The organism is Cypionkella sp., from assembly GCF_036782355.1.
GTDB lineage: Bacteria > Pseudomonadota > Alphaproteobacteria > Rhodobacterales > Rhodobacteraceae > Cypionkella.
Genome location: NZ_DAIPZF010000035.1, coordinates 1 through 22657, shown reverse-complemented (window position 1 = coordinate 22657; position 22657 = coordinate 1). Strand labels below are relative to the sequence as shown.

Sequence of the window (22657 nt, the reverse complement as noted above, 5' to 3'; positions counted from 1 at the left end):
CAGGCGAGGCTGACGCCCGTTTGACGCGGGCTCGATGCCCGCGCCAAACGGCCCCCTAACCGCGCAAGACCGGAAACCAATCCTCGCGCAGCCGCTGCCCTGCGACCATGCCATGATCGGGATAGGGCGGCGAGGTGCGCCCCGGCCGCTCGACATAGCGCGCATCCTCCCCCAGCAGGCGCAAGGAAAACGCCCGCCTGCGCGCGCCCGCCTCATTGCCACGCGCGCCGTGCAGGGTGCGGTAGTGAAAGGCCACCGCATCGCCCGGCTCCATCTCCCATTCCAGCACCCGCATGCCCTCGGCATCGGGATCGGGCACCGGCATATAGGCATCGGGGTTGGGATAAAACGCGGTCTCGGCCAGCCAGCGCGTCGGCAGCACATCCTTTTCCCAAAGATGCGAGCCCGCAACACAGCGCAAAGACGCCTGCGTCACCCGGTCCAGTGGCGACCAAAACGACACGGTTTGCGCGCCTTGCACAAAATAATAGGGCCCGTCGCTGTGCCACGGCGTCGGCTTGGCGGTGCCGGGCTCTTTGACCAGCACATGATCGTGAAACATCTGCACCCGCTCTGACTGCATCAAAGCCGCAGCCACTTCCGCCACATCCGAGCCTTTGATCACCCGCTCGAATTCAGGGATGCGCTGCCAGTTGCAATAATCGTCAAAGAACCGCCCCGCCTCGCCAGGTTTCAGGTTTTCGGCCGCATAGGGTCCGGGCTCGGCCATATTGCGCGCCACCCCTGCCCGCAGATCCTCGACCCAATCGGCCCAAAGCCCCTTGATCAACACCGCCCCGTCGCGCTGAAACGCGGCCACCGTCGCCTCGCTGAGCTTTACCATCGCACCCTCCCCCTCTGTGATGAAACCTTTATGGCAAAGACCCAAAGCCCGCGCAACCGCGCGCGCCAAAGCCTCTGATTTAAACCGCTTTGGCCGACACCACCCCACCAGCAAGCCGCTGTAAAAGCATCCTTTCCCCGAGTTTTTTGTGATTAAGCCTGCCCAAGCGCCTCAAACACTTTGACCGCGCCGCCGACTGCGGCTAATCTTCGGCGCAAATCACGCTGAACCCTGCAATCCTTGTTTCATTTGGGCGCTATGAACCTTAAAGAATTGGCGCTAAAGTTGAACCTGTCGCCCACAACCGTCAGTCGGGCCTTGAATGGCTACCCCGAGGTAAATGCTGCCACCCGCGAGCGTATTCTTGCCGCCGCCAAACGCCACAATTACCGCCCCAATACCCGTGCGATCCGGCTGGCCACAGGGCGGGCCATGGCGGTGGGCCATGTGTTTCCAGTGGCCACGAAATCCGAGATCATGAACCCGATCTTTGCCGATTTCATCGCAGGCGCGGGCGAGGTTTACACCACCAACGGCTATGACATGCTGCTTTCGGTGGTCTCGGATGCGGCAGAAACGCAAAGCTATCACGATCTGAAATTGCGTGGCGCAGTTGATGGCGTGATCATCCATGCGGTGCGCAGTTCGGATGATCGCATCAAAACCCTGTTGCAGCTTGGGCTTCCCTTTGTTTCGCACGGGCGTGCAACCTCGGTTGACCTGCCCTATTCTTGGGTCGATGTGAACAACCGCCGCGCGTTTTTGCGCGCCACCGAATTTTTGCTGGATCTGGCACATCAGCGCATTGGTCTGATCAACGGCAAAGAGGATCTGGATTTCGCGCTGCGCCGCCGGATGGGCTATCTCGAGGCGCTGTCGGCGCGCGCAATCGCACAAGACCCTGCGCTGATGTTCACGGGCGAGCTGACCGAACATGCGGGCTATCTGGCCGCCAGCACCATGCTGGCTTTGCCGCAGCCCCCCACCGCCTTTGTCTGCGCCTCGATGCTTTCGGGCATGGGCGCGCGCCGCGCAATCGAGGCGCGCGGGCTGGTGATGGGGCGCGATGTCTCGGTGATCATCTTTGACGATGAACTCAGCTATCTGCGTAATGGCGAAGATCTGCCGATTTTCACCGCCACGCGGTCTTCGGTGCGGCTGGCGGGGCAATTGGCGGCACAGATGCTGCTGGATCTGATCGCAGACCCCGCTTCTGCGCCGCAAAACCGCCTGCTTGAAGCCGATCTCATTTTGGGGCAATCCACTGGCCCCGCCCCGCGCACATAACCCTTCGATTCCCCCGTTAGAAACAGCCAAGCCTTCAGGTGCCCCTATGACCACGCCTCTTAATCTTGTTGCTGACATCGGCGGCACCAACACCCGGGTTGCGCTTGCCGATGGCAAGGCGGTGCGTCAAGACAGCATCCGCCGCTATGCCAATGCCGATTTCCCAAGCTTGGAGCCGGTGCTGACGCGCTATTTGGCCGAAGAAGGCATCGCGCGGGTCGAGGGGGCTTGCGTGGCCGCCGCAGGCCCGGTGCGCGATGGCGTGGCGGTGATGACCAATCTGGCCTGGACGATTGACGCAGCCCAGCTGACCCGTGCCACTGGCGCCGCGCATACCGCGATTTTGAATGACCTCCAGGCGCAGGGCCACGCGCTGGGCCATATAGCCCCACAGTTTCTGCGCCCGCTGATCGCAGGCCCGCAGCAAAGTGGCGCGGCCATGCTGGTGGTGGGTGTGGGCACAGGCATGAATGCAGCCCCCGTGCATAACACGGCAGCTGGTCGGGTGGTTGCGGCCTCGGAATGCGGCCATATCGCGATGCCTGTGCGCAATGAGACCGACTTTCGCCTGATGAAATTCATCGAAGGCCACGGCCCGCATGCGCATGGTTTTGCCGGCGTCGAAGACATTCTGGCGGGGCGCGGGCTGGAACGGCTGCACGCCTTTGTCACCCATGAGGCGGGGGCGATGCAGGAACTGGGGGCGGCGCAGATCATGCAGGCGCTTGGCGCAGGCGATCCGCTGGCGCGGCAAACCGCAGCGCTTTATGTGCGGCTTTTGGGCAATGAGCTGGGCAATCTGGCGCTGATCCACCTGCCCTTTGGCGGGCTTTATCTGATCGGCGGCGTGGCGCGTGCCATGGTGCCCTATATGGCCGAGATGGGGCTGACAGAGGCCTTCCGCGATAAGGGGCGCTTTGGCGATTTCATGAAAGATTTCGCGGTCTTCGCGGTGGAAGATGACTACGCAGCCCTGACCGGCTGCGCAGCGCATCTAAGCAGCACGCCTGCCTAGGGCTTGGCGGCTTTGGGCAGACGCTCAGCGATAAAGCTTAACATGACGCCAAGGCCATCTTGGGAAATGCCGTGCCCGCCGCCTTTCATCACATGCGCAAAGACCTTGAAGCCATTGGCAACAAGCGTATTTCCTGCGGCCTGCATCTCGCCAAAAGGCACCACATCGTCGCGGTCGCCGTGCATCAACAAGACTTCAGGCTTTACTGTCATTTCCATCGCCAAAGTATTGGGGCGCATCAGTTTTCCCGAAATCGCCACCAGCCCTGCGATGGTGTCAGCCCGCCGGGGTGCAACATGCAGGCCCATCATCGCGCCTTGACTAAACCCCACCAAAACCAGTTCAGACGCCGAAACAGCTTCGGCCTGTAAGGTGATGTCGATAAAGCCATTCAGATCATCCGCCGCTTGGTTCATCGCCACCGCAGACTCGACCTCGCTCGAGCCATCAAAGCGCGGGATCGGGAACCACTGCCTGCCAAAGCCGCTGGCAGCGCATGCCTGCGGCGCGTCGGGGGCATAAAACACCGTATCGGGCAAATGCGGCCCCAAGACATCGGCAATCCCCAACAGATCGGCGCCATCAGCGCCGTAGCCATGCACAAAGATCACCACCGAACCGGTTTTGCCCGACACCGAGGCCTTGCGGCCAAATTTTAACGCTCTGCTCATAGAAATGACCCTGCCCCTAAATGCCGTCTCGCGATTTCACCACATGGTAATAGGCAAACAAACAGCGCGCCGCAACCGCGCGCCACGGGCTCCACGCCAGCGACATCTGGCGCAAGGCGCGCTCAGAAGGCCGCGCGGGCAGATCAAACAGATGCCTTGCCGCCTCTTGCAGCGCCAGATCATTGGGCGCAAAGACATCCGCCCGCCCCAGCGCGAACATGGCATAGATTTCCGCCGTCCAGCGGCCAATGCCTTTGACCGCAACCAAAGTCTCGATCACCCGGTCATCGGGCAAATCGCGCAGCGCGTCAAAATCCACCGCCGAATGCGCCAGCGCCAGCGCGTAGCTGGCCTTTTGCCGGCTTAGCCCTGCCGCGCGCAGATCGTCTTCGCCCGCAAGCGCCACCGCCGCGCGGCTGTCATAGCCCGCAGCCGCCATCCGCGCCCGAATGGCATTGGCCGAAGCCACCGAGACCTGCTGCGAGATGATCGCCTCCAGCAGTGCCGAAAACCCATCGGGCTTGCGCCGCAGCGGCAGATCGCCGACCAAAACCAAGGCGCGGGCAAAGCGCGGATCCTGGCCTGCCAGCCAAGCCGCCCCCTCGGCCAGATCCGCAGGCCCTGTGATCAAACGCCCGACCATTGTTTCCCTCACAATTATTCGCTTGCAGCACGCCAAGCCGCATTCTACCGATACCCTATGATGACAGATCAAGACAGCCTCGCCCGTAGAAATGTTGCCGTTCTGGTGGCCGCCCAAGCCATCCTTGGCGCGCAAATGCCGATGATTTTCACCTTTGGCGGGCTTGCGGGCCAGTCTTTGGCGACAAATGCCTGCTTTGCCACCCTGCCGATCTCGATGATCGTGCTGGGGTCGATGCTGACGGCGACGCCGCTGTCAAGCCTGATGCAGCGCAAGGGCCGGCGGGTTGGCTTTGTGGTCGGTGCCTTGGGCGGCGCGCTGGGGGCTGCGATTTCGGCCTATGGGCTGTTGCAAAGCTCGTTCTTTTTCCTCTGTCTTGGGTCGCTGTTCACCGGAGTTTATATGTCGGCGCAGGGGTTTTACCGCTTTGCCGCCGCGGATCGGGCCTCGGATGCGTTCCGGCCCAAGGCGATTTCCTATGTGATGGCGGGCGGGCTGTTGTCGGCGGTGATCGGCCCGCAGCTTGGGGCGGCCACGGTGGACGCGATGGTGGTGCCGTTTCTGGGCATTTACCTTGCGGTGGTGGTGCTGAACCTTTTGGGCATGATCATGTTTGTGTTTTTGGACATCCCCGTGCCAGATCGCAACACCTTTGCAGGCGTGGTGGCACGCAGCAGGGTCGAGCTGATGAAGACCCCGCGTGTCGTGGTGGCGGTGATTGTGGCGGCGGTGTCTTATGCGCTGATGAATCTGGTGATGACCTCGACCCCGCTGGCGGTTGTGGGCTGCGGCTTTGGCAAGGGGGCTGCGGGGCATATTGTCACCAGCCACGTGCTGGCAATGTATGCGCCTTCGTTCATCACCGGCCATGTCATCGCGCGTTTTGGCGTTGAAAAGGTGATGGCGACGGGTCTGGTTATTCTGGCTGCGGCTGGGGCGGTGGCGATAGCGGGCGTCGATCTGATGAACTTTTATGCAGCGCTGATCCTGTTGGGTGTCGGCTGGAACTTTGGCTTTATTGGCGCGACCACCATGCTGACAGGATCGGTAGCCCCTTCCGAGCGCGGCCGGATGCAGGGTCTGAACGATCTGATCGTCTTTGGCGGCGTCACCCTTGCCAGCCTGTCTTCGGGCGGCTTGATGAACTGCTCGGGCTCTTCGGTGCAAGCGGGATGGTCGGCGGTGAATATGGCGATGCTGCCGTTTCTGGTGCTGGCCGGTGGCGCGCTGATTTGGCTGGCGATGCGGCCAAAAGCGGCATGATCCGCGCGGCCACCCCTGCCGATCTGCCGCAACTGGTGGCGCTGATCACGGGGCTTGCCGCACATCACGATGACGCGGCTTTGGTGACAGAAGCGACACTTGCGCGCGATGTCTTTGGCCCGCATCCCTGCCTGCAAATCTTGGTGGCCGAGGCGGCTGATGGCCTGCAAGCCTATGCGGCCCTGACCCAGCTTGCCCGGCTGCAATGGGGCCAGCGCGGCATGGATCTGCATCATCTGTATGTCGCAGAAAACCAACGCGGCAAGGGTCTGGGCACGCGCCTGATCCAAGCGGTCACTGATCTTGCACGCGCGCAGGGCTGCAGTTATCTGACTGTCTCTGCGCTTGCCAGCAACACCCGCGCGCAAGGCTTTTACACCAAGCGCGGCTTTCACCCTGCCCCCGTCAGCGGCCAGCGCTTTGCCTTGGATCTGGGCTAAAGGCTACCAGCGCGCCCTTACCACCGCCCCGTAAGCGCTGCCCAAGTCAGCCGGCCGCGCCGCGCAAATTCCGACAGCCCCATCGCGCCCTCGGCCACCAGCCGCGGATCAGCCGCCACCTGCGCCAGCAAGGGCTCTGCCTGCCAGCCTGCCAGCATCGCAGGCCCCAGATCACGCCGCATTGCCTTTGCAAAGCGGATCTTTTCCAGCCCCGTCTTGGCCAGGGCTGCAATCGCCGCTGGGCGGCCATCGACCAAGGGCAGCTTGCCGCGCGCCTCTAACTCTGGCACCGCGCGCAGGAAATTCGCCAGCCCCAAACCCCAGCCATAGGCCCGCGCAAAAGGTTCAGCCCGCAAAGGTGCCCCGCAAGCCTTGGCCGCAAGCCACATCAGGGCGCCTGCCGTCTCGTCCAGATAGCGGTCAAAATGCGCCGCATCCTCAAAGGCATCGGCGTAGATATCCCAGCGCCGCGCCGCGACCAAACGGTCAAACACCTCGACCGGAAGGGCTGCCTCGGCGATCAGCCCGTGCAAAGGGCCCGCCACCTCATGCGCGCGCGCGCGCGGTTCGGCCACCACATCGCGCCACCATTGCAACCGCATCTCGGCGATCATCGGCTCTTTGGTCACCCAAGGCGCGCGGGCGACCTCAAGGTTAAAGGCGTAAAGCACAAACAACCGCCCCCGCAGCGCCACAGGAGCCGCCATAACGGCAGCAAAGCGGTCAGGATCGCCACGCTCGACCAAACCAGCACAGGCGGCAAAGCTCATAGCGGCTGGCCCACATCGCGGATCAGCTTCCAATTGATCGCATCCAGCAGCGCCTCGAAACTGGCGTCAACGATATTGGCCGAAACCCCCACCGTTGACCAGCCGCGCCCAGAACTGTCTTCGCTGTCGATGATCACGCGGGTCACAGCCTCGGTGCCGCCTTGAGTGATGCGCACCTTGAAATCCACCAGATGCAGATCGTCGATCACGCCCTGATAGGGGCCCAGATCCTTGGCCAAGGCCTTGGCCAAAGCGTTCACCGGCCCGCGATCGGTGCCGCTCTCGTCCATGCTCTCGCTGACCGACAGCATCTTCTTCTCGCCCACCTTCACCACAACCACAGCCTCCGAGAGGCTGACCATACGGTCGTATTTGTTCTTGCGCCGCTCCACCGTGACCCGGTAGCGCTTGACCTCAAAGAAATCCGGCATCAGCCCCAATTCGCGCCGCGCCAGCAGCTCAAAGCTCGCCTGCGCCCCGTCATAGGCATAGCCCTGATCCTCGCGCTCCTTGATCACCTCTAAAATCCGCCCCATGCGCGGATCTTTGGCCTCAACCACAATCCCCGCCGCAGCCAACCGCGCCCGCAGGTTCGATTGCCCGGCTTGGTTTGACATCGGAATGATGCGCTCATTGCCAACACGCTCGGGGGCGATATGCTCATAGGTGCTGGGGTCTTTCATGATCGCACTGGCATGCAAACCCGCCTTATGGGCAAAGGCACTGGCGCCGACATAGGGTGCGCTGCGCAAAGGCACGCGGTTCAAAATATCATCCAAACTGCGTGACAACCGCAACAGGCCGGCAAGACCCGCCTCACTGACGCCAATTTGCAGCTGGCTCGCAAAGGGCTGTTTCAGCATCAAGGTCGGGATCAGCGTCACCAGATTGGCATTGCCACAGCGCTCGCCCAATCCGTTCAACGTGCCCTGCACCTGCCGCGCCCCCGCCTCGACCGCCGCCAGCGAATTGGCCACCGCATTGCCGGTGTCATCATGGCAATGAATGCCCAACCGGCTGCCCGCAATGCCGCTGGCAATCACCTCCGAGACCACCCGCCCCACTTCCGAAGGCAAGGTGCCGCCATTGGTGTCACACAGCACAATCCAACGCGCCCCGGCCTGATAGGCCGCCTGCAAACAGGCCAGCGCATAGTCAGGATTGGCGCGGTAGCCATCAAAGAAATGCTCGGCGTCAAACAAAGCCTCGCGCCCCTGCCCGACCACATGCGCAAAAGACGCCGCAATCGCCGCAAGGTTTTCCTCCAGGCTCACCCCAAGCGCCGTGGTGACGTGAAAGTCATGACATTTGCCAACCAAACAGACCGCAGGCGTGCCCGCATCCAGCACCGCCGCCAAAACATCATCATTCTGCGCCGACCGCCCCACCCGCTTGGTCATGCCAAAAGCCGTCATCGTCGCGCGCCCTTGCGGCACCGCCGTGAAAAACTCACTGTCGGTCGGATTGGCCCCAGGCCAACCGCCCTCGATATAATCTACCCCCAAACCATCCAGCGCAGCCGCAATCTGCAGCTTTTCCAAGGTCGAAAACTGCACCCCTTGCGTCTGCTGGCCATCGCGCAGCGTGGTGTCAAACAGATAAAGCCGCTCTTTCATGCCTTGGCCCTTTCATCTTGGTGCAAATATCCTCGGGGGTTCGGGGGGGGAAACCCCCCGAGGTTTGCCAGATGCGCAAGGCTCACAGCACCCCCTCCAACTTCTTGGCATCAAAGCCCGCGCCCGCCAGCAACTCGACACCCGCCTTCGACATCCGCACCTCAACCCCCGCCGCCGTCAGCGCCGCCTTCATCGCGTCTAAGGCGGCGAAATCCTTGCTTTGTTGTGCCTGTGCGCGCAGCTCTGTCACCCGCGCGGCATAGGGGGCCAGATCGACGCTCGGCTGGTTTTGCGTAAGCCACGCGCTCTGGCGCATCTGCAACAACCCCAGCAGCACCGCCGTGCGCTTTAAGACCCGCGCATCGCCACGCTTTGCCAGCTCCAGCACCTCCGTCAGCGCGGCCGAAGTGTTCAGATCGTTCTGCAAAGCCGCCAGCACCTGCGGATCGACCGCCAGGCTCATATCCAGTTCCACATCGCCCACCGCCGCATAAAGCCCGTCCAGTGTCTTTTTCGCCTGCGCCGCCTTCTCTGCCGTCCAATCCATCGGTTTGGAATAATGCGTGCCCAGATAGACCATGCGGATCACCTCGCCCGCATAGCCTTGGTCCAGCAAATCGCGCACGGTAAAGAAATTGCCCAAGGATTTGGACATCTTCTTGCCCTCGACCTGCAACATCTCATTGTGCATCCAGATCTTGGCGAAATCCGCCTCTGGATGCGCGCAGCAGCTTTGCGCGATCTCGTTCTCGTGGTGGGGAAATTGCAGATCCAGCCCGCCGCCGTGAATGTCAAAGCTTGCGCCCAGCAATTCATAGCTCATCGCCGAGCATTCGATATGCCAGCCCGGTCTGCCAAAGCCCCAAGGGCTGTCCCAACCGGGCTCAGCGTCAGAGGAGGGCTTCCACAGCACGAAATCCATCGGATCTTCTTTGAACGGCGCCACCTCGACCCGCGCGCCTGCGATCATATCGTCAACCGAGCGGCCTGAGAGCGCGCCATAGTCTTTGTACGAACGTACACGAAACAGCGCATGGCCCTCGGCGGCATAGGCATGGCCCTTGGCGATCAGGGTTTCGATCATCGCGATCATCGCGCCGATATATTCCGTCGCGCGCGGCTCAAATGTGGGCCGCAGCGCGCCCAAGGCATCCATATCGGCGTGATACCAGCCGATGGTTTCCTCGGTCCGCTCGCGGATCAGCGCCTCTAGGCTGCGCGGATCGCCCGCCTTTTGCCGCGCCAAGGCGCTGGCGTTGATCTTGTCATCGACATCGGTGAAATTGCGCACATAGGTGACGTGATCCGTCCCGTAAACCTGCCGCAGCAACCGATAGAGCGTGTCAAACACCACCACAGGCCGACCATTGCCCAGATGCGCGCGATCATAAACCGTGGGACCGCAGACATAGATCCGCACGTTTTTGGCATCAATCGGGGTGAAATCTTCTTTTACCCGCGTTTTGTTGTTGTGCAGTCTGATCATCATCAAGCCTCGAAATTGGTCCAAACACGCCTGCGGCGCGGGTCTATCAGCTTGATCCTGTTAAGGGAAACAGATGATGGGCCCGCGTGACGACTGTCAGCAGGGAATGCAGCAAATGCAAAGAACGTCCATCAGTTTCATGCAGCCTGTGTAGCGCCAGAATGCAAGGTCGCCAAGCTTAATTTTCGCGGCAAAGCCCCCCTTGTTTGCCGCCCCCCCGCAGGCCATGCTGGCGCAAAGGGAGCCTGCGATGAACCATGATGATCTGAACCATTGGTCAAAACGCGCCGCCGATTGGGCAAGCGACTATCACAGCCACTTGCGCGACCGCCCGGTGCGCGCGCCGCTTACCCCCGGTGCGATTGCCCGACAATTGCCCGCGCAGCCCCCCGAAGCGGGCGAGCCGATGGAAACCATCTTTGCCGATTTTGCGGCCATCGTGCCTGACGGCATGACCCATTGGCAGCACCCGCGCTTTTTTGCCTATTTTCCCGCCAATGCCTCACCCGCCTCGATGTTGGCCGAGCAATTGGCCAATGCGATGGCCGCGCAAGGCATGCTGTGGCAAACCTCGCCTGCGGTGACCGAGATTGAACAGGTGATGATCCAATGGCTGCGCCAAGCGCTGGGTCTGCCCGAGGGCTTCACCGGCACCATCCACGATTCTGCCACCACCACCACGCTGTCGGCCATTCTGACGATGCGCGAGCAGGCGACAGCCTTTGCAAGCAATATCAGCGGCTTGCAAGCCAGCCCTCGCCTGCGGTTCTATGCCAGCGCGCAGACCCATTCTTCGGTCGACAAAGCCATTCGGGTGGCGGGCATTGGCCAGGACAATCTGATCAAGATCGAAACCGACGCGCAGTTTTCGATGCGGCCCGAGGCGCTGAATTCCGCGATTGCCGCCGATCTGGCGGCGGGTTTTGTACCTGCGGGCGTGATCTTATGTGCGGGTGGCACCTCGATTGGCGCGTTTGACCGCATCGGCGATTGCATCGCGGTGGCCAAGCGCTTTGGCCTGCCGGTGCATGTCGATGCGGCTTGGGCGGGGTCTGCGATGATCTGCCCCGAGTATCGCGGGCTTTGGGCGGGGATCGAGGGCGCTGACTCCATCGTCTTTAACCCGCATAAATGGCTGGGCGTGCAGTTTGATTGCGCGGTCCAGTTTCTGCGCGATCCGACGCCGCAGGTGAAAACCCTTGGCCTGCGCCCCAGCTATCTGGAAACCGCCGGGCGCGAAGAGATCGTGAATTTCAACGAATGGACCGTGCCTTTGGGGCGGCGGTTTCGCGCGCTGAAGCTGTGGTTCACCCTGCGCGCCTATGGGCTAGAGGGGCTGCGCGCCCGCATTCGCAACCATGTCGCTTGGGCCGAAGAGGCTTGCGCCGATTTGGCCGCCATCGCAGGCGTGCAGATCACCAGTCAGCCCAGCCTGTCGCTGTTCAGCTTTGCGCTGGAAACCCAAGCCAAGACCGAGGCGCTGCTGGCGCGGATCAACGATGATGGCCGGATCTATCTGACCCAAACCCTGCACGAGGGACGCTATGTCATTCGCGTGCAGGTGGGTCAGTTTGATTGCACCCGTACGGACGTACAGATGATCGCAAAGGTGGTGGCCGAGCTGATGACCTAAGCCCGTTCGGCCAGCGCCATCCATTCTTCTTCGCAGGCGGCCAATTGCGCTTGGCGTTCGGACAATGCCTCGCCACCCTTGCGGAACTTCACCGGTTCTTTGGTGAACATCGCAGGATCTGACAGGAAATCCGACAGCTTGCCAATCTCGGCTTCCAGCTTTTCGATCAGCGCGGGCAAAGCCTCGAGCCGTTTGCGTTCGGTAAAGGTCAAGCCATCGGCTTTGGCGGCAGGCCTTACAGGATCTGGCGCTTTGCTGCCTTTGACGTTGTCAAAGGTGACAGAGTCCGTCGTCAGCACCCGCTGGGTGACGTAATCCGACCAGCCCCCCGGATAGACCGACGCGCGGCCCTTCCCCTCGAGCGCGATGGTGCTGGTGGCAATGCGATCGATGAAATCGCGGTCGTGGCTGACAAGCAAAACGGTGCCATCGTATTCGCCCAAGATGTCTTGCAACAGATCCAGCGTCTCGACGTCCAGATCGTTGGTCGGTTCGTCCATGATCAACAGGTTCGACGGCAGCGCCATCAGCTTGGCCAGCAACAGCCGGGCTTTCTCGCCGCCCGAAAGCGAGCGCACAGGCGCGCGGGCTTGGCGTTCGTCGAACAAAAAGTCCTTAAGGTAGCCCACCACATGCTTTGGCACGCCGCGCACCATCACCTGATCTGACGAGCCCGAAACCGCCATCAGCGGATCATTGGTCAGGCTGTCCCAAAGCGTGGCATTGGGGTCAAGCCGGGCGCGGGCCTGGTCAAAGACCGCGATTTCAAGATTGGTGCCAAGCTTGATGCTGCCCGCATCGGGGGCCAGCTCGCCAATCAGCATTTTCAGCAGCGTGGTTTTGCCGACACCGTTCGGGCCGACAAAGGCCACACGGTCGCCGCGCAACACCCGCAGATCGAAATCCTGCACGATGGTCTTATCGCCAAAGATCTTTGCGATCCCTGTCGCCTCGATCACCCGCTTGCCCGATTGCGTGCCCGATTCCAGCTCGAGCGCCGCGGTGCCCTGACGGCGGATCTGGCTGCCCCGTTCGGCGCGCAGTTCTGCCAAGGCGCGCACGCGGCCTTGGTTGCGCTTGCGCCGTGCCGAGATGCCTTCAACCGCCCATTTCGCCTCGGCCTTGATCTTGCGGTCCAGCTTGTGGCGGGCGTCGTCTTCTTCGGCCCAAATGGTTTCGCGCCATTCCTCAAAGCCGTCAAAGCCGGATTCGCGGCGGCGCACTTGGCCGCGGTCGATCCAAAGCGTGGCACGCGTCAGCGCGCGCAAAAACGCGCGGTCGTGGCTGATCAGCACAAAGGCGGTGCGGGTGCCCTTTAATTCTTCTTCCAGCCATTCGATGGCTTGGATGTCCAGATGGTTGGTCGGCTCGTCCAACAGCATCAGCTCGGGCGCTTCGGCCATCAGCTTGGCAAGGGCTGCGCGCCGCCGCTCGCCGCCCGAAGCGGTCGCGACCGGGGTTTCTGGGTTGAACTTCAACCCTTCGGCCACCATTGGCACCTTGTATTCCTCGCCCTCGGGCAAGCAGCTTGCGGCGTAATCGCCCAAGGTCGCAAAACCCGCCAGATCGGGGTCTTGTTCCATATAGCCGACACTGACGCCGGGAGGCACAACCCGCACGCCTCGGTCTGGTTCAACCAGCCCCGCCATGACCTTCATCAGCGTGGATTTGCCAGAGCCATTACGCCCCACCAAAGCCACCCGATCACCGGGATGAACAACGAGATCAAGCTCGTCAAAAACCGGATCGCCGCCAAAGGTCAGCGAGATTCCGGACAACTGAAGGAGGGGTGCGCGTGCCATGGCGGTCAGCTAGTCGGAACCAAAGCCCGCGTCAATCACCAGATCGGGCAATTTCGCGCAAAGCCCGCGCGCGGGCGGGGGGAATCGACGCAATTTCGACGGCGGTAAAGACATGCAGCGTGTCCAGATCCCGATCCAGCACCGCGTGATCGCTGACCCAGCCCCCCAGCGTAAGATAGCTGCGCAGCAAAAGTGGCATCTGCGCCAGCCCTGCCCGCAGATCCAGCACCTGATCGCTGCGGCCTTCGGCAAAGCGCACCTGCTCTACGGCCAGCGGCTTGGGCAGCCAGTCTTGTGGGCCGATGTGACGCGCGGCCAAAAGCGCAAGCGCCGCGCGGTGGCGTGCCTCCTCGGCGCCCAAAAACGAAGTGCAGCCGAACAGCAGCCCCACCCCTGCCGCATCCACCAGCCGCGTGATTGCCGCCCAAGCCAAGCGCAGGATGTCAGGATCATGCCACTTTGGATGCAGCGCAAAGCGCCCCAGTTCCAGCACAGGCGCGCCAAACTGCGCAAGCGGAGCAAGATTATAGCTTTGCGCCGAATAGCTTTGCCCAATCTGGTCGGCCTGCAACAGCATCCCCCGAAAGCAAGCAACGATCTGGCCGCTTTCCCGCTCGTGCAGCGACAGGTGCAGACAATCGGCATCAAAGCCATCGCGGTCCTCGCCCTGACCTGCGCGAAAGCACTCAAGCCGCAGCGGCAGCGTGGAGGCAAGTCCCGCTGCCCCAAAGCCAGCCTCGACACGGTACTTGCCCTTGGTCAGCGGAAACTCTGCCGCAAGAGCCCGCGCGCGCGCCTGCATCACTATTTGAACAACTGCCCCGCACCGATGCCGCCGATATTGCCAAACATCTGCGCAAGGAAGCCTTTGGACTGCACGCTGTCGCCCGTCACCCGGCGCGAGATCGGCACGATGCGACCCTGCTCGAGGCCAAAGCGTTCGACATTGCTGACCACGCCCTGCGCATCAAAGCTGACCGCCACAACCTCGCGCTGCTCTTCTTTTGGCGCATAGGGGCCCAGATTTTTCCAAGTGCTTTGCACATAATACCAAGCTTGGTCGTTCAACAGACCCGAGGCAGAGGGCCGGCCAATCGCAGTGGCTACGGTTTCGCGGCTGTCTTTGCCCACTGTCACCAAGGCCAATTCCTGATCCGAAGGCACATAGCCATGTGATCGAACGATCGGCGTGCAGGCGGCAAACAGCGCCATGGCGGCGATGGCCACAAGCCCCTGCCCCCACGATCTTGCCACTTTGCCACTTATCGTCTTGTCAGTTCGCGCCATTCCGCCCTCACCCTCACTGCCTTGTCCCGATTTACCCCGCGCGCGCCCTTGCACCAAGTCAATTCGACAAGTATTCCAGAAATCCTGCACCGTTTTGGTCAAAGCTTCGGCTTTTGGCTTACAGAAGGACGCAGACCTGTTCAAGAATGGAACGCCGTGATGGGCAAAGAAGCGATCCGCTTTGTCACCCTCAGGGCCGCAAACCCCGAAAGTACCCGATGAGCGCTTCTTCGACCCTTCCTAGCCAAAGCTACCGCTCGGCGCTGGTCTCTGGCCGCAAAACCCTGCGTTTCACCTTTGCGCCCGACGCCGCCGCCCGCGCGGTCATCGCCCAAGCGCTGGGCCTGCTGGAGCTGCCAGAGTTCGTCTTCAAGGGCGAATTGGCGCCGCTGGGGCGGGCAGATGTGGTGTTGCGCGCCGATCTGAGCGCACTTGTGGTGCAGGCCTGCTCGATCTCGCTGGCTCCGGTGCGCAGCAAAGTCGCTGACAGCACCGAGGTGCGCTATCAGTTTGATTACGTCGAACCCGCCGCTGACGAGCTGGAAATCCCCGCCGATGACAGCGAACCCATGCCTGAAAGCATCGACGTTGCCGCCATTGGCATCGAGGCGCTTACGCTTGCGCTGCCGCTTTACCCCCGCGCGCGCGGCGCCGAATTTGCCGAGGCGGTCTTTGCAGCCCCCGGCGTGGCCCCGCTGAAATCCGAAGATCTGAAGCCTTTTGCAGGTCTGGCTGCTTTGGCAGATAAGCTAAAAAAGCCAGAGGTTTAGGCGGCTTGAGGCCGGTTATGAATTTAGCTGACGAAAAGGGGTTGCACCGCGCTCAAATCTGGCTATGTTCCGCGCCTCATTGAGGGCTTTGTAACGCAGGGATGACTTGCCGCAGAAAGCGCTGAAAATAAAGTAAAATCCGGGGCTTGTCCCCCACTATCCGAGGTCGAGACATGGCTGTCCCGCAGAACCGCACCACCAAGTCCCGCCGTAACATGCGTCGTTCGCACGACGCTCTGGTTGCCGGCAACCCGCAAGATTGTTCAAACTGCGGCGAACAAAAGCGCCCGCACCATGTATGCCCGTCTTGCGGTCATTATGATGCGCGCGAAGTTGTCGCCACCAAAGCAGTCGAAGTTGACGAGGACGCGGCGTAAGCCGCCCCTATCGCTGCTAGCCCATGGCATCCGGACCTGCACATCAGACCGAAGCCAGCGCGCAGCGCATCGTCATTTCTGTTGATGCGATGGGATCAGATCGCGGACCGGTGGCCATTGTCGCCGGTCTTGCGCTTTGTGCAACGTCATTGCCGAATGCAGACTTCATCTTGCACGGAGACGAGGCGCAGCTTGCGGCACTGCTTTCTAGGCATGCCGGCCTGTCGCAGCGCGTAACGCTGCGCCATGCGCCGCGTGTAGTCACCATGCAGGATAAGCCCAGCCAGGTCATGCGACACGGCGAAGGCACCTCGATGTGGTCAACAATCGAAAGCGTCAAGCAGGGCGAGGCCACGGTTGCGGTTTCTTGTGGCAACACTGGCGCTTTGATGGCTGTGGCAATGATCCGGCTGCGCAAGCTTCCGGGCGTTAATCGGCCTGCCATCGCCTGTCTTTGGCCGTCACGCAATCCGGGTGGCTTTAATGTCATGCTGGATGTTGGCGCCGATATCAAAGCTGAAGCCGCCGATTTGCTGCAATATGCGGCGATGGGGGCCTCTTATGCCCGCAACGGTCTGAACCTGAAGCGTCCGCGCGTCGGGCTTTTGAACGTGGGCACCGAAGAGCATAAGGGCCGCGCCGAGCTAAAAGAGGCGCATGAGCAGATGAGCCTGCACTGCGCTGACAGCGATTATGATTACATCGGCTTTGTCGAGGGCGGCGACCTGCCCTCGGACCGTGTGGATGTGATCGTCACCGACGGGTTTACCGGCAATATCGCGCTGAAAACTGGCGAAGGCACCGCAAAGCTTATCTCGGATTTCCTGCGCGAAGCGCTTGGGGCAAGCCTGTTGTCAAAGCTTGGCGCGCTTTTGGCGCTGAAATCGCTGCGGCGGTTGCAGCAACGCATCGACCCGCGCCGCGTCAATGGCGGGGTATTTTTGGGGCTGAACGGCACAGTGATCAAATCGCATGGCGCAGCAGACGCCACCGGCGTTGCAGCAGCCATCACGCTTGCGCATCAATTGTCGGGGGCGGGCTTTGTAGACCGGCTTGCGGCGCGGGTTGCATCTGCGGGGCTCTCGCGGCAGGATGCCGACCTATCAGGGCCGGAGGCAAAAGCCAGCGAATGACAATACGCGCCGTTGTAAAAGGCGTTGGGCATTATTTGCCTGACCGTGTGGTTGCCAATGCCGATCTGGAAGGCCTGGTCGATACCACGGATGCCTGGATCAAGACCCGTTCAGGGATCGAGCGGCGGCACTACGCCGCTGAAGGCCAGACCACCTCCGATCTGGGCACCCGCGCCGCTTTGGCCGCGCTGGCCGATGCCGGACTTTTGCCCGATGATTTGGATGCGATTATCGTTGCCACCTCGACTGCCGATCTGACCTTTCCTTCGGCTGCCACGATGATTCAGGGCGCTTTGGGAATGACGCAGGGCTTTGCCTTTGATGTGCAAGCGGTTTGCGCCGGCTTTGTCTATGCGCTGACCACGGCCAATGCGCTGATCCTCTCGGGTCAGGCGAAAACCGTGATGGTGATCGGGGCGGAAACCTTTTCGCGGTTGATGGATTGGAGCGACCGCAGCACCTGCGTGTTGTTCGGCGATGGCGCAGGAGCTTTGGTGCTGGCAGCCGAGACCGGTCTGGGCAGCATTGCCGATCGCGGCATCTTATCGACCGATCTGCATTCGGACGGCCGCTTTCGCGATTTGCTATATGTCGACGGCGGCTCTTCGACCGGCAGCACCGGACATCTGCGGATGGAGGGCAAAGAGGTCTTCCGCCATGCGGTTGAAAAGCTGGCCGAAACTGCCCATGCCGCTTTGGAAAAGGTGGGGCTGACCAGCGAAGACGTCGATTGGATCGTGCCACATCAGGCCAATATCCGCATCATCGAGGCCACTGCCAAACGCATGCAAGTTGGCATGGACCGCGTGGTGGTAACGGTGCAGGATCACGGCAATACCTCGGCGGCATCGATTCCCCTTGCACTCTCGGTTGGTAAGGCGCGCGGGCAGATAAAGCCCGGCGATTTGCTTGTCACCGAGGCAATTGGCGGCGGTTTGGCTTGGGGTTCGGTGGTTTTACGCTGGTAAGCGCAGAAAATCGGCTTGGAACAACGTCTTGCAAGCCGTTGTGGTTGACAGAGTTTTTTAACGCGCGCATGATTTTGCTGTAACAACCCGGGGGGGTATGATGAGCGAGAAGACTCTGACGCGTATGGATCTCAGTGAAGCTGTGTTCCGTGAAGTGGGACTAAGCCGCAACGAATCGTCTGATCTGGTTGAATCGGTGCTTCAGCATGTCTCGGATGCTTTGGCAGGTGGTGATACTGTCAAGATTTCGTCCTTTGGCACCTTTTCTGTGCGCGACAAGACCGCCCGCGTCGGGCGCAACCCGAAAACCGGCGACGAGGTGCCAATCTCGCCGCGCCGCGTGCTGACCTTCCGGCCTTCGCATCTGATGAAAGACCGTGTCGCAGCCGGCAAAAAACGCTGACGAGCGCGCGGATGGACAAGTCGCCGGACGCCTTCCGCACAATCTCTGAGGTTGCTGAAACGCTTGAAACCCCAGCCCATGTGCTGCGGTTTTGGGAAAGCCGTTTTCCGCAGATCCGGCCAGTGAAACGCGCAGGCGGCAGGCGCTATTACCGCCCTGCTGATGTTGCTTTGCTCACCGGCATTAAGCATCTGCTGCATGATGCGGGGCTGACCATCCGCGGCGTGCAGAAAATTCTGCGCGAACAGGGCGTGCGCCATGTCGCAAGCCTGTCTGGGCAAGACTATGTCGAGGGTTCGGAATTGGACGACGAAGCCGCTTTGGAAGCCGCACTTACGCTGAACTTTGGCCCGCCTGCACAAGAAGAGATCGCCCCTGAACAGGCCGCCAGCGCCACGGTGGTTGCCTTGCAGACCGCGCTGCGCCGCGCCGAGCCTGCACCGGTGGCGCAAGATCTGTTTGCCAATCTGCCACCCCAGCCAGAGCGTCACGATTCGGCAGCGCTTGCCGCACAAGCACAATTGCCGCTGCTGGCGCGTCTGCGTGCCCTGCCCCCACATGCGCTGGCGCAATCGGATTTGGCAGCAGAGTTGCACCTGCGCCTGCAAAACCTGCATCTGCGTTTGCAGGCTGGCCTCGATCAAGCTGTATCGTCGCGTTGATCGCTTGCGCTTTCTGGCTTGCCCCCGCGTGGAATATTGGTATGAAGACGCCGTGTCGGGCCATAGCGCAGTCTGGTTAGCGCGTCCGTCTGGGGGGCGGGAGGTCGAGAGTTCGAATCTCTCTGGCCCGACCAAAATCGAAACCGCCCGCCTGCCCTGTGGCAGTGCGGGCGTTTCTGTATCAAGGAGGCCGCTATGCGCAATCTCGGTGTGATCCCTGACCAAGGCCTGCGGGCGCTGATCGCCAGTGGCGCTATTTCGGCCAATCCTGATTTTATTGACGGCCAGATCCAGCCCGCCAGCCTTGATCTGCGGCTGGGCACGGTGGCCTATCGGGTGCGGGCGTCGTTTCTGGTCGGCCATAACCGCCGCGTTGCTGACCGGATTGCCGAATTCGAGATGCACCGCATTGATCTGTCGCAAGGCGCCGTGCTGGAAAAGGGCTGTGTCTATGTCATCCCCTTGATGGAAAGCCTTGCGCTGCCTGCGGGGATCACGGCGGTGGCCAATGCCAAAAGCTCGACCGGACGACTTGATCTGCTGACGCGGCTGATCACCGATGGTGGCTCCGAATTTGACCGCATTGCCGAGGGGTATCACGGCCCGCTTTATGCCGAAGTTTGCCCGAAAAGCTTTTCGGTGCTGGTGCGCGCCGGCCAAAGGCTGAACCAGATCCGCTTTCGCCAAGGCCAAGCGGTGCTGAGTGATGCCGAACTGACCGCCCTGCATGCCGCCGAGCCCTTGGTTTCGGGGCAAGCGCTGATCTCGGAAGGTCTGGGGTTTTCGGTCGATCTGCGCCCCAAGGTCGGCGATCTGGTCGGCTACCGCGCCAAGCCCCATACCGGTGTCGTCGATCTGGATAAGATCGGCCATTATCCGGCCTCGGAGTTTTGGGAAGAAATCCACGCCAAAGATGGCCGCATTATCCTTGATCCCGGCGCATTTTATATTCTGGTCAGCCGCGAGGCGGTGACGATTCCGCCCGATTACGCGGCTGAAATGGCGCCCTTTTTGGCCATGGTGGGCGAGTTTCGCGTGCATTACGCGGGCTTTTTTGACCCTGGCTTTGGCCATGCGGCTGCGGGCGGTGTTGGCAGCCGTGGCGTGCTGGAAGTGCGCTGCCACGAGGCGCCTTTCGTGCTGGAACACGGCCAAATCGTCGGCCGCTTGGTCTATGAACGCATGGCCGCACGCCCCGACACGCTTTATGGTCGCGAGATTGCCTCGAACTATCAAGGCCAAGGCCTAAAGCTCGCTAAGCAGTTCATCGCAGGCTAAGGCGCGGATGCACAATTGAATGCCGCTATCTGGCGGTGACTTTTGCCAAAGCCGTCCTACAACGACACAATAGAATGCGCCTGACCGAGATGAGGACGATATGACCGACGACGCTTTGGTAATCTTTACCCCCTCAGGCAAGCGGGGCCGCTTTGCGCTTGGCACGCCGGTGCTGACCGCTGCGCGCCAGCTTGGCGTCGATCTGGATTCGGTCTGCGGCGGGCGCGGCATTTGTTCAAAATGCCAGATCACCCCACAATATGGCGAGTTTTCCAAACATGGCGTCACGGTCGAAACCGGTGCGCTGACCGATTGGAACTCGGTCGAAGAGCGTTATAAATCAAAGCGCGGCATGATCGACGGGCGGCGTCTGGGCTGTCAGGCCTGCGTGCAGGGCGATGTCGTGATCGACGTGCCGCCCGAAAGCCAAGTCCACAAACAGGTGATCCGCAAATCCGCCAGCCAGCGCGACATCGTGATGGATCCCGCCACCCGCGCGCTTTACGTCGAGGTGGCAGAGCCCGACATGCACGAACCGACCGGCGATTTCGAACGCCTTGTCACGGCCTTGCAAGAGCAATGGGGCGTGGGCGAAGTGGCGGCCGAACTGCCGATCCTGCGGCGCCTGCAACCTGCGCTGCGCAAGGGCGGCTGGAAGGTCACCGTGGCGCTGCACAAGGGCAACAACGACACCCGTCACCGTCTGCTGGACATTTGGCCCGGCTTTCACGAGGGCGGCATCTACGGCCTTGCCATCGACCTTGGCTCGACCACTGTGGCCGCACATCTGTGCGATCTGCGCGACGGGGCTGTGCTGGCCTCGGCAGGCGTGATGAACCCGCAGATCCGCTTTGGCGAAGATCTGATGAGCCGGGTGTCTTATGCGATGATGAACCCCGGTGGCGATGTCGAGATGACGGCCGCGGTGCGCACGGCGCTGAACGGGCTGATCCAATCTATCGCCACCGAAGCCAATATCGTGCCGACCTCGATTTACGAGCTGACCTTTGTCTGCAATCCGGTGATGCACCACCTGCTGTTGGGCATTGATCCGGTTGAACTTGGCCAAGCGCCCTTTGCGCTGGCCACCTCGGGCTCGCTGACTTTGGATGCGCGCGATCTGGATCTGAACGCGGTCAACACTGCCGCCCGCGTCTATATTCTGCCCTGCATCGCAGGCCATGTTGGGGCCGATTGCGCCGCCGTGGCCTTGGCCGAAGAGCCGAACAAATCTGACGAAATGGTGCTGATCGTCGATGTCGGCACCAATGCCGAAATCCTTTTGGGCAATAAAACCCGTGTCTTGGCCTGTTCATCGCCCACCGGCCCCGCCTTTGAAGGTGCGCAGATCTCTTCGGGCCAGCGTGCAGCTCCGGGTGCGATCGAGCGGGTCGAGATTGATCCTGCCACCAAAGAACCGCGCTTTCGGGTCATTGGCTCGGATCTGTGGTCTGATGACGCGGGCTTTGCGGCTGCCACCGCCAGCAGCGGCATCACCGGCATTTGCGGATCAGGCATCATCGAGGCCGTGGCCGAAATGCGCATGGCGGGTCTGGTCGATCAGGGTGGCTTGATCGGCGGCCCCGATCAAACCGGCACGGCGCGCTGCATCTCGGAAGGCCGCACGCATTCTTATGTGCTGCATGATGGCACCGCCCATGGTGGGCCGATGATCACCGTCACCCAAGGCGACATTCGCGCCATTCAGCTGGCCAAGGCCGCGCTTTACGCAGGCGCCAAGCTGTTGATGGATGAGATGGGCGTCGAGACCGTGGATAAGGTGACGCTTGCAGGCGCCTTTGGCGCGCATATCTCGCCCAAACACGCCATGGTTCTGGGCATGATCCCGGATGTGCGGCTTGATAAGGTGGTCTCGGCGGGCAATGCCGCGGGCACCGGCGCGCGGATTGCTTTGTGCAACGTCGGCGCGCGCGATTATATCGAGACCACGGTGCATCAGATCCACAAGGTCGAAACCGCCATCGAGCCGCGCTTTCAAGAGCATTTCGTCAATGCAAGCGCCATCCCGAATGCGGTCGATAGCTTCCCCGAGCTTAGCCAAATCGTCACCCTGCCCGAGGTAAGCTTTAACACCTCTGGCTCTGGCGGAGCTGGCGGGCGGCGGCGCAGGGGCTAGTCCCCGCGCCTGCCAAGCGGCAAGCCTGATCGGGTGCAATCTGCGGCTCTTTTCACCGCGACCGGCTTGACGAGGCCCAGCACTTGGCTTACCTGACAAACAACGCGGGTGTAGCTCAATGGTAGAGCAGCAGCTTCCCAAGCTGAATACGAGGGTTCGATTCCCTTCACCC

General features: G+C 61.5%; 22 protein-coding genes and 1 tRNA gene. 14 read left to right on the top strand and 9 right to left on the bottom strand.

What is annotated here, in order from left to right:
• Nucleotides 1-55: 55 nt before the first annotated feature.
• Nucleotides 56-844 (bottom strand): phytanoyl-CoA dioxygenase family protein, encoded by a 789-nt coding sequence (locus V7Q10_RS12720; RefSeq protein WP_333869485.1) that lies wholly within the window; start codon nt 842-844, stop codon nt 56-58.
• 258 nt (nt 845-1102) lie between these two features.
• On the opposite strand from V7Q10_RS12720, the gene V7Q10_RS12715 reads away from it, so the two are divergent.
• Both V7Q10_RS12715 and V7Q10_RS12710 read left to right on the top strand, forming a co-directional pair.
• On the top strand, nt 1103-2131 hold the full coding sequence (locus tag V7Q10_RS12715) for a LacI family DNA-binding transcriptional regulator (RefSeq protein WP_333869484.1): 1029 nt from the start codon (nt 1103-1105) through the stop codon (nt 2129-2131).
• 46 nt (nt 2132-2177) lie between these two features.
• Nucleotides 2178-3146 (top strand): glucokinase, encoded by a 969-nt coding sequence (locus V7Q10_RS12710; protein WP_333869483.1) that lies wholly within the window; start codon nt 2178-2180, stop codon nt 3144-3146.
• Here V7Q10_RS12710 and V7Q10_RS12705 read toward each other — a convergent pair.
• Together V7Q10_RS12705 and V7Q10_RS12700 are read right to left on the bottom strand one after the other, a co-directional pair.
• Nucleotides 3143-3817, bottom strand: a complete 675-nt coding sequence (locus V7Q10_RS12705; RefSeq protein ID WP_333869482.1) for an alpha/beta hydrolase — start codon at nt 3815-3817, stop codon at nt 3143-3145. The two genes, V7Q10_RS12710 and V7Q10_RS12705, sit on opposite strands and share 4 nt — an antisense overlap.
• A gap of 16 nt (nt 3818-3833) precedes the next feature.
• A complete protein-coding gene (locus tag V7Q10_RS12700; protein ID WP_333869481.1) occupies nt 3834-4460 on the bottom strand; it encodes a DNA-3-methyladenine glycosylase family protein in 627 nt (208 codons plus the stop codon).
• Between the two features lie 57 nt (nt 4461-4517).
• On the opposite strand from V7Q10_RS12700, the gene V7Q10_RS12695 reads away from it, so the two are divergent.
• Together V7Q10_RS12695 and V7Q10_RS12690 are read left to right on the top strand one after the other, a co-directional pair.
• Complete coding sequence (locus V7Q10_RS12695; RefSeq protein ID WP_333869480.1) at nt 4518-5723, top strand: MFS transporter; 1206 nt, start codon at nt 4518-4520, stop codon at nt 5721-5723.
• A complete protein-coding gene (locus V7Q10_RS12690) occupies nt 5720-6163 on the top strand; it encodes a GNAT family N-acetyltransferase (protein ID WP_333869479.1) in 444 nt (147 codons plus the stop codon). Before V7Q10_RS12695 ends, V7Q10_RS12690 begins: the two co-directional genes overlap by 4 nt.
• Before the next feature lie 17 nt (nt 6164-6180).
• Here the strand turns inward: V7Q10_RS12690 and V7Q10_RS12685 are convergent, their stop codons facing one another.
• The 3 genes from V7Q10_RS12685 to cysS form a co-directional block, all read right to left on the bottom strand.
• On the bottom strand, nt 6181-6933 hold the full coding sequence (locus tag V7Q10_RS12685) for a phytoene/squalene synthase family protein (protein ID WP_333869478.1): 753 nt from the start codon (nt 6931-6933) through the stop codon (nt 6181-6183).
• Nucleotides 6930-8549: a citramalate synthase gene (gene cimA / locus V7Q10_RS12680; RefSeq protein ID WP_333869477.1), complete on the bottom strand. Its 1620-nt coding sequence runs from the start codon at nt 8547-8549 to the stop codon at nt 6930-6932. The genes V7Q10_RS12685 and cimA overlap by 4 nt, the downstream gene beginning before the upstream one ends.
• Before the next feature lie 82 nt (nt 8550-8631).
• A complete protein-coding gene (cysS, locus tag V7Q10_RS12675) occupies nt 8632-10041 on the bottom strand; it encodes a cysteine--tRNA ligase (protein WP_333869476.1) in 1410 nt (469 codons plus the stop codon).
• A gap of 244 nt (nt 10042-10285) precedes the next feature.
• On the opposite strand from cysS, the gene V7Q10_RS12670 reads away from it, so the two are divergent.
• Nucleotides 10286-11668, top strand: coding sequence for a pyridoxal phosphate-dependent decarboxylase family protein (locus tag V7Q10_RS12670; RefSeq protein ID WP_333869475.1), 1383 nt, complete (start codon nt 10286-10288; stop codon nt 11666-11668).
• On the opposite strand, the gene V7Q10_RS12665 is transcribed toward V7Q10_RS12670, so the two are convergent.
• From V7Q10_RS12665 to V7Q10_RS12655, 3 genes are read right to left on the bottom strand one after another with little or no spacing between them, the layout of a single operon-like run.
• On the bottom strand, nt 11665-13470 hold the full coding sequence (locus V7Q10_RS12665) for an ABC-F family ATP-binding cassette domain-containing protein (RefSeq protein WP_333869474.1): 1806 nt from the start codon (nt 13468-13470) through the stop codon (nt 11665-11667). The two genes, V7Q10_RS12670 and V7Q10_RS12665, sit on opposite strands and share 4 nt — an antisense overlap.
• A gap of 31 nt (nt 13471-13501) precedes the next feature.
• Nucleotides 13502-14272 (bottom strand): GNAT family N-acetyltransferase, encoded by a 771-nt coding sequence (locus tag V7Q10_RS12660; RefSeq protein ID WP_333869473.1) that lies wholly within the window; start codon nt 14270-14272, stop codon nt 13502-13504.
• Nucleotides 14273-14274: 2 nt separating this feature from the next.
• Nucleotides 14275-14724 (bottom strand): outer membrane protein assembly factor BamE, encoded by a 450-nt coding sequence (locus V7Q10_RS12655; RefSeq protein WP_333869472.1) that lies wholly within the window; start codon nt 14722-14724, stop codon nt 14275-14277.
• 251 nt (nt 14725-14975) lie between these two features.
• Here V7Q10_RS12655 and V7Q10_RS12650 point away from each other — a divergent pair, with 251 nt between their 5' ends.
• From V7Q10_RS12650 to V7Q10_RS12610, 9 genes are all read left to right on the top strand, one after another.
• Nucleotides 14976-15527 carry a YceD family protein gene (locus V7Q10_RS12650; RefSeq protein ID WP_333869471.1) on the top strand — a complete coding sequence of 184 codons (552 nt, stop codon included), beginning with the start codon at nt 14976-14978 and terminating at the stop codon, nt 15525-15527.
• 173 nt (nt 15528-15700) lie between these two features.
• Complete coding sequence (gene rpmF, locus V7Q10_RS12645) at nt 15701-15904, top strand: 50S ribosomal protein L32 (RefSeq protein ID WP_333869470.1); 204 nt, start codon at nt 15701-15703, stop codon at nt 15902-15904.
• A 23-nt stretch (nt 15905-15927) separates the two neighbouring features.
• Nucleotides 15928-17037 (top strand): phosphate acyltransferase PlsX, encoded by a 1110-nt coding sequence (plsX, locus tag V7Q10_RS12640; protein WP_333869469.1) that lies wholly within the window; start codon nt 15928-15930, stop codon nt 17035-17037.
• On the top strand, nt 17034-18005 hold the full coding sequence (locus V7Q10_RS12635; RefSeq protein ID WP_333869468.1) for a beta-ketoacyl-ACP synthase III: 972 nt from the start codon (nt 17034-17036) through the stop codon (nt 18003-18005). The genes plsX and V7Q10_RS12635 overlap by 4 nt, the downstream gene beginning before the upstream one ends.
• A 100-nt stretch (nt 18006-18105) precedes the next feature.
• Nucleotides 18106-18408 carry an integration host factor subunit alpha gene (ihfA, locus tag V7Q10_RS12630; RefSeq protein ID WP_333869467.1) on the top strand — a complete coding sequence of 101 codons (303 nt, stop codon included), beginning with the start codon at nt 18106-18108 and terminating at the stop codon, nt 18406-18408.
• Between the two features lie 11 nt (nt 18409-18419).
• Nucleotides 18420-19070, top strand: a complete 651-nt coding sequence (locus V7Q10_RS12625; protein ID WP_333869466.1) for a MerR family transcriptional regulator — start codon at nt 18420-18422, stop codon at nt 19068-19070.
• A gap of 56 nt (nt 19071-19126) precedes the next feature.
• Nucleotides 19127-19204, top strand: a tRNA-Pro gene (locus tag V7Q10_RS12620).
• A gap of 61 nt (nt 19205-19265) precedes the next feature.
• A complete protein-coding gene (locus tag V7Q10_RS12615; RefSeq protein WP_333869465.1) occupies nt 19266-20348 on the top strand; it encodes a 2'-deoxycytidine 5'-triphosphate deaminase in 1083 nt (360 codons plus the stop codon).
• 100 nt (nt 20349-20448) lie between these two features.
• Nucleotides 20449-22485 carry an ASKHA domain-containing protein gene (locus tag V7Q10_RS12610; RefSeq protein ID WP_333869464.1) on the top strand — a complete coding sequence of 679 codons (2037 nt, stop codon included), beginning with the start codon at nt 20449-20451 and terminating at the stop codon, nt 22483-22485.
• Nucleotides 22486-22657 lie beyond the last annotated feature (172 nt).

Bases quoted from the DNA above. Each gene is read 5' to 3' on its own strand.
- V7Q10_RS12720 (WP_333869485.1), bottom strand. From the start codon at position 844: ATGGTAAAGCTCAGCGAGGCGACGGTGGCCGCGTTTCAGCGCGACGGG.
- V7Q10_RS12715 (WP_333869484.1), top strand. From the start codon at position 1,103: ATGAACCTTAAAGAATTGGCGCTAAAGTTGAACCTGTCGCCCACAACC.
- V7Q10_RS12710 (WP_333869483.1), top strand. From the start codon at position 2,178: ATGACCACGCCTCTTAATCTTGTTGCTGACATCGGCGGCACCAACACC.
- V7Q10_RS12705 (WP_333869482.1), bottom strand. From the start codon at position 3,817: ATGAGCAGAGCGTTAAAATTTGGCCGCAAGGCCTCGGTGTCGGGCAAA.
- V7Q10_RS12700 (WP_333869481.1), bottom strand. From the start codon at position 4,460: ATGGTCGGGCGTTTGATCACAGGGCCTGCGGATCTGGCCGAGGGGGCG.
- V7Q10_RS12695 (WP_333869480.1), top strand. From the start codon at position 4,518: ATGATGACAGATCAAGACAGCCTCGCCCGTAGAAATGTTGCCGTTCTG.
- V7Q10_RS12690 (WP_333869479.1), top strand. From the start codon at position 5,720: ATGATCCGCGCGGCCACCCCTGCCGATCTGCCGCAACTGGTGGCGCTG.
- V7Q10_RS12685 (WP_333869478.1), bottom strand. From the start codon at position 6,933: ATGAGCTTTGCCGCCTGTGCTGGTTTGGTCGAGCGTGGCGATCCTGAC.
- cimA (WP_333869477.1), bottom strand. From the start codon at position 8,549: ATGAAAGAGCGGCTTTATCTGTTTGACACCACGCTGCGCGATGGCCAG.
- V7Q10_RS12670 (WP_333869475.1), top strand. From the start codon at position 10,286: ATGAACCATGATGATCTGAACCATTGGTCAAAACGCGCCGCCGATTGG.
- V7Q10_RS12665 (WP_333869474.1), bottom strand. From the start codon at position 13,470: ATGGCACGCGCACCCCTCCTTCAGTTGTCCGGAATCTCGCTGACCTTT.
- V7Q10_RS12660 (WP_333869473.1), bottom strand. From the start codon at position 14,272: ATGCAGGCGCGCGCGCGGGCTCTTGCGGCAGAGTTTCCGCTGACCAAG.
- V7Q10_RS12650 (WP_333869471.1), top strand. From the start codon at position 14,976: ATGAGCGCTTCTTCGACCCTTCCTAGCCAAAGCTACCGCTCGGCGCTG.
- rpmF (WP_333869470.1), top strand. From the start codon at position 15,701: ATGGCTGTCCCGCAGAACCGCACCACCAAGTCCCGCCGTAACATGCGT.
- plsX (WP_333869469.1), top strand. From the start codon at position 15,928: ATGGCATCCGGACCTGCACATCAGACCGAAGCCAGCGCGCAGCGCATC.
- V7Q10_RS12635 (WP_333869468.1), top strand. From the start codon at position 17,034: ATGACAATACGCGCCGTTGTAAAAGGCGTTGGGCATTATTTGCCTGAC.
- ihfA (WP_333869467.1), top strand. From the start codon at position 18,106: ATGAGCGAGAAGACTCTGACGCGTATGGATCTCAGTGAAGCTGTGTTC.
- V7Q10_RS12625 (WP_333869466.1), top strand. From the start codon at position 18,420: ATGGACAAGTCGCCGGACGCCTTCCGCACAATCTCTGAGGTTGCTGAA.
- V7Q10_RS12615 (WP_333869465.1), top strand. From the start codon at position 19,266: ATGCGCAATCTCGGTGTGATCCCTGACCAAGGCCTGCGGGCGCTGATC.
- V7Q10_RS12610 (WP_333869464.1), top strand. From the start codon at position 20,449: ATGACCGACGACGCTTTGGTAATCTTTACCCCCTCAGGCAAGCGGGGC.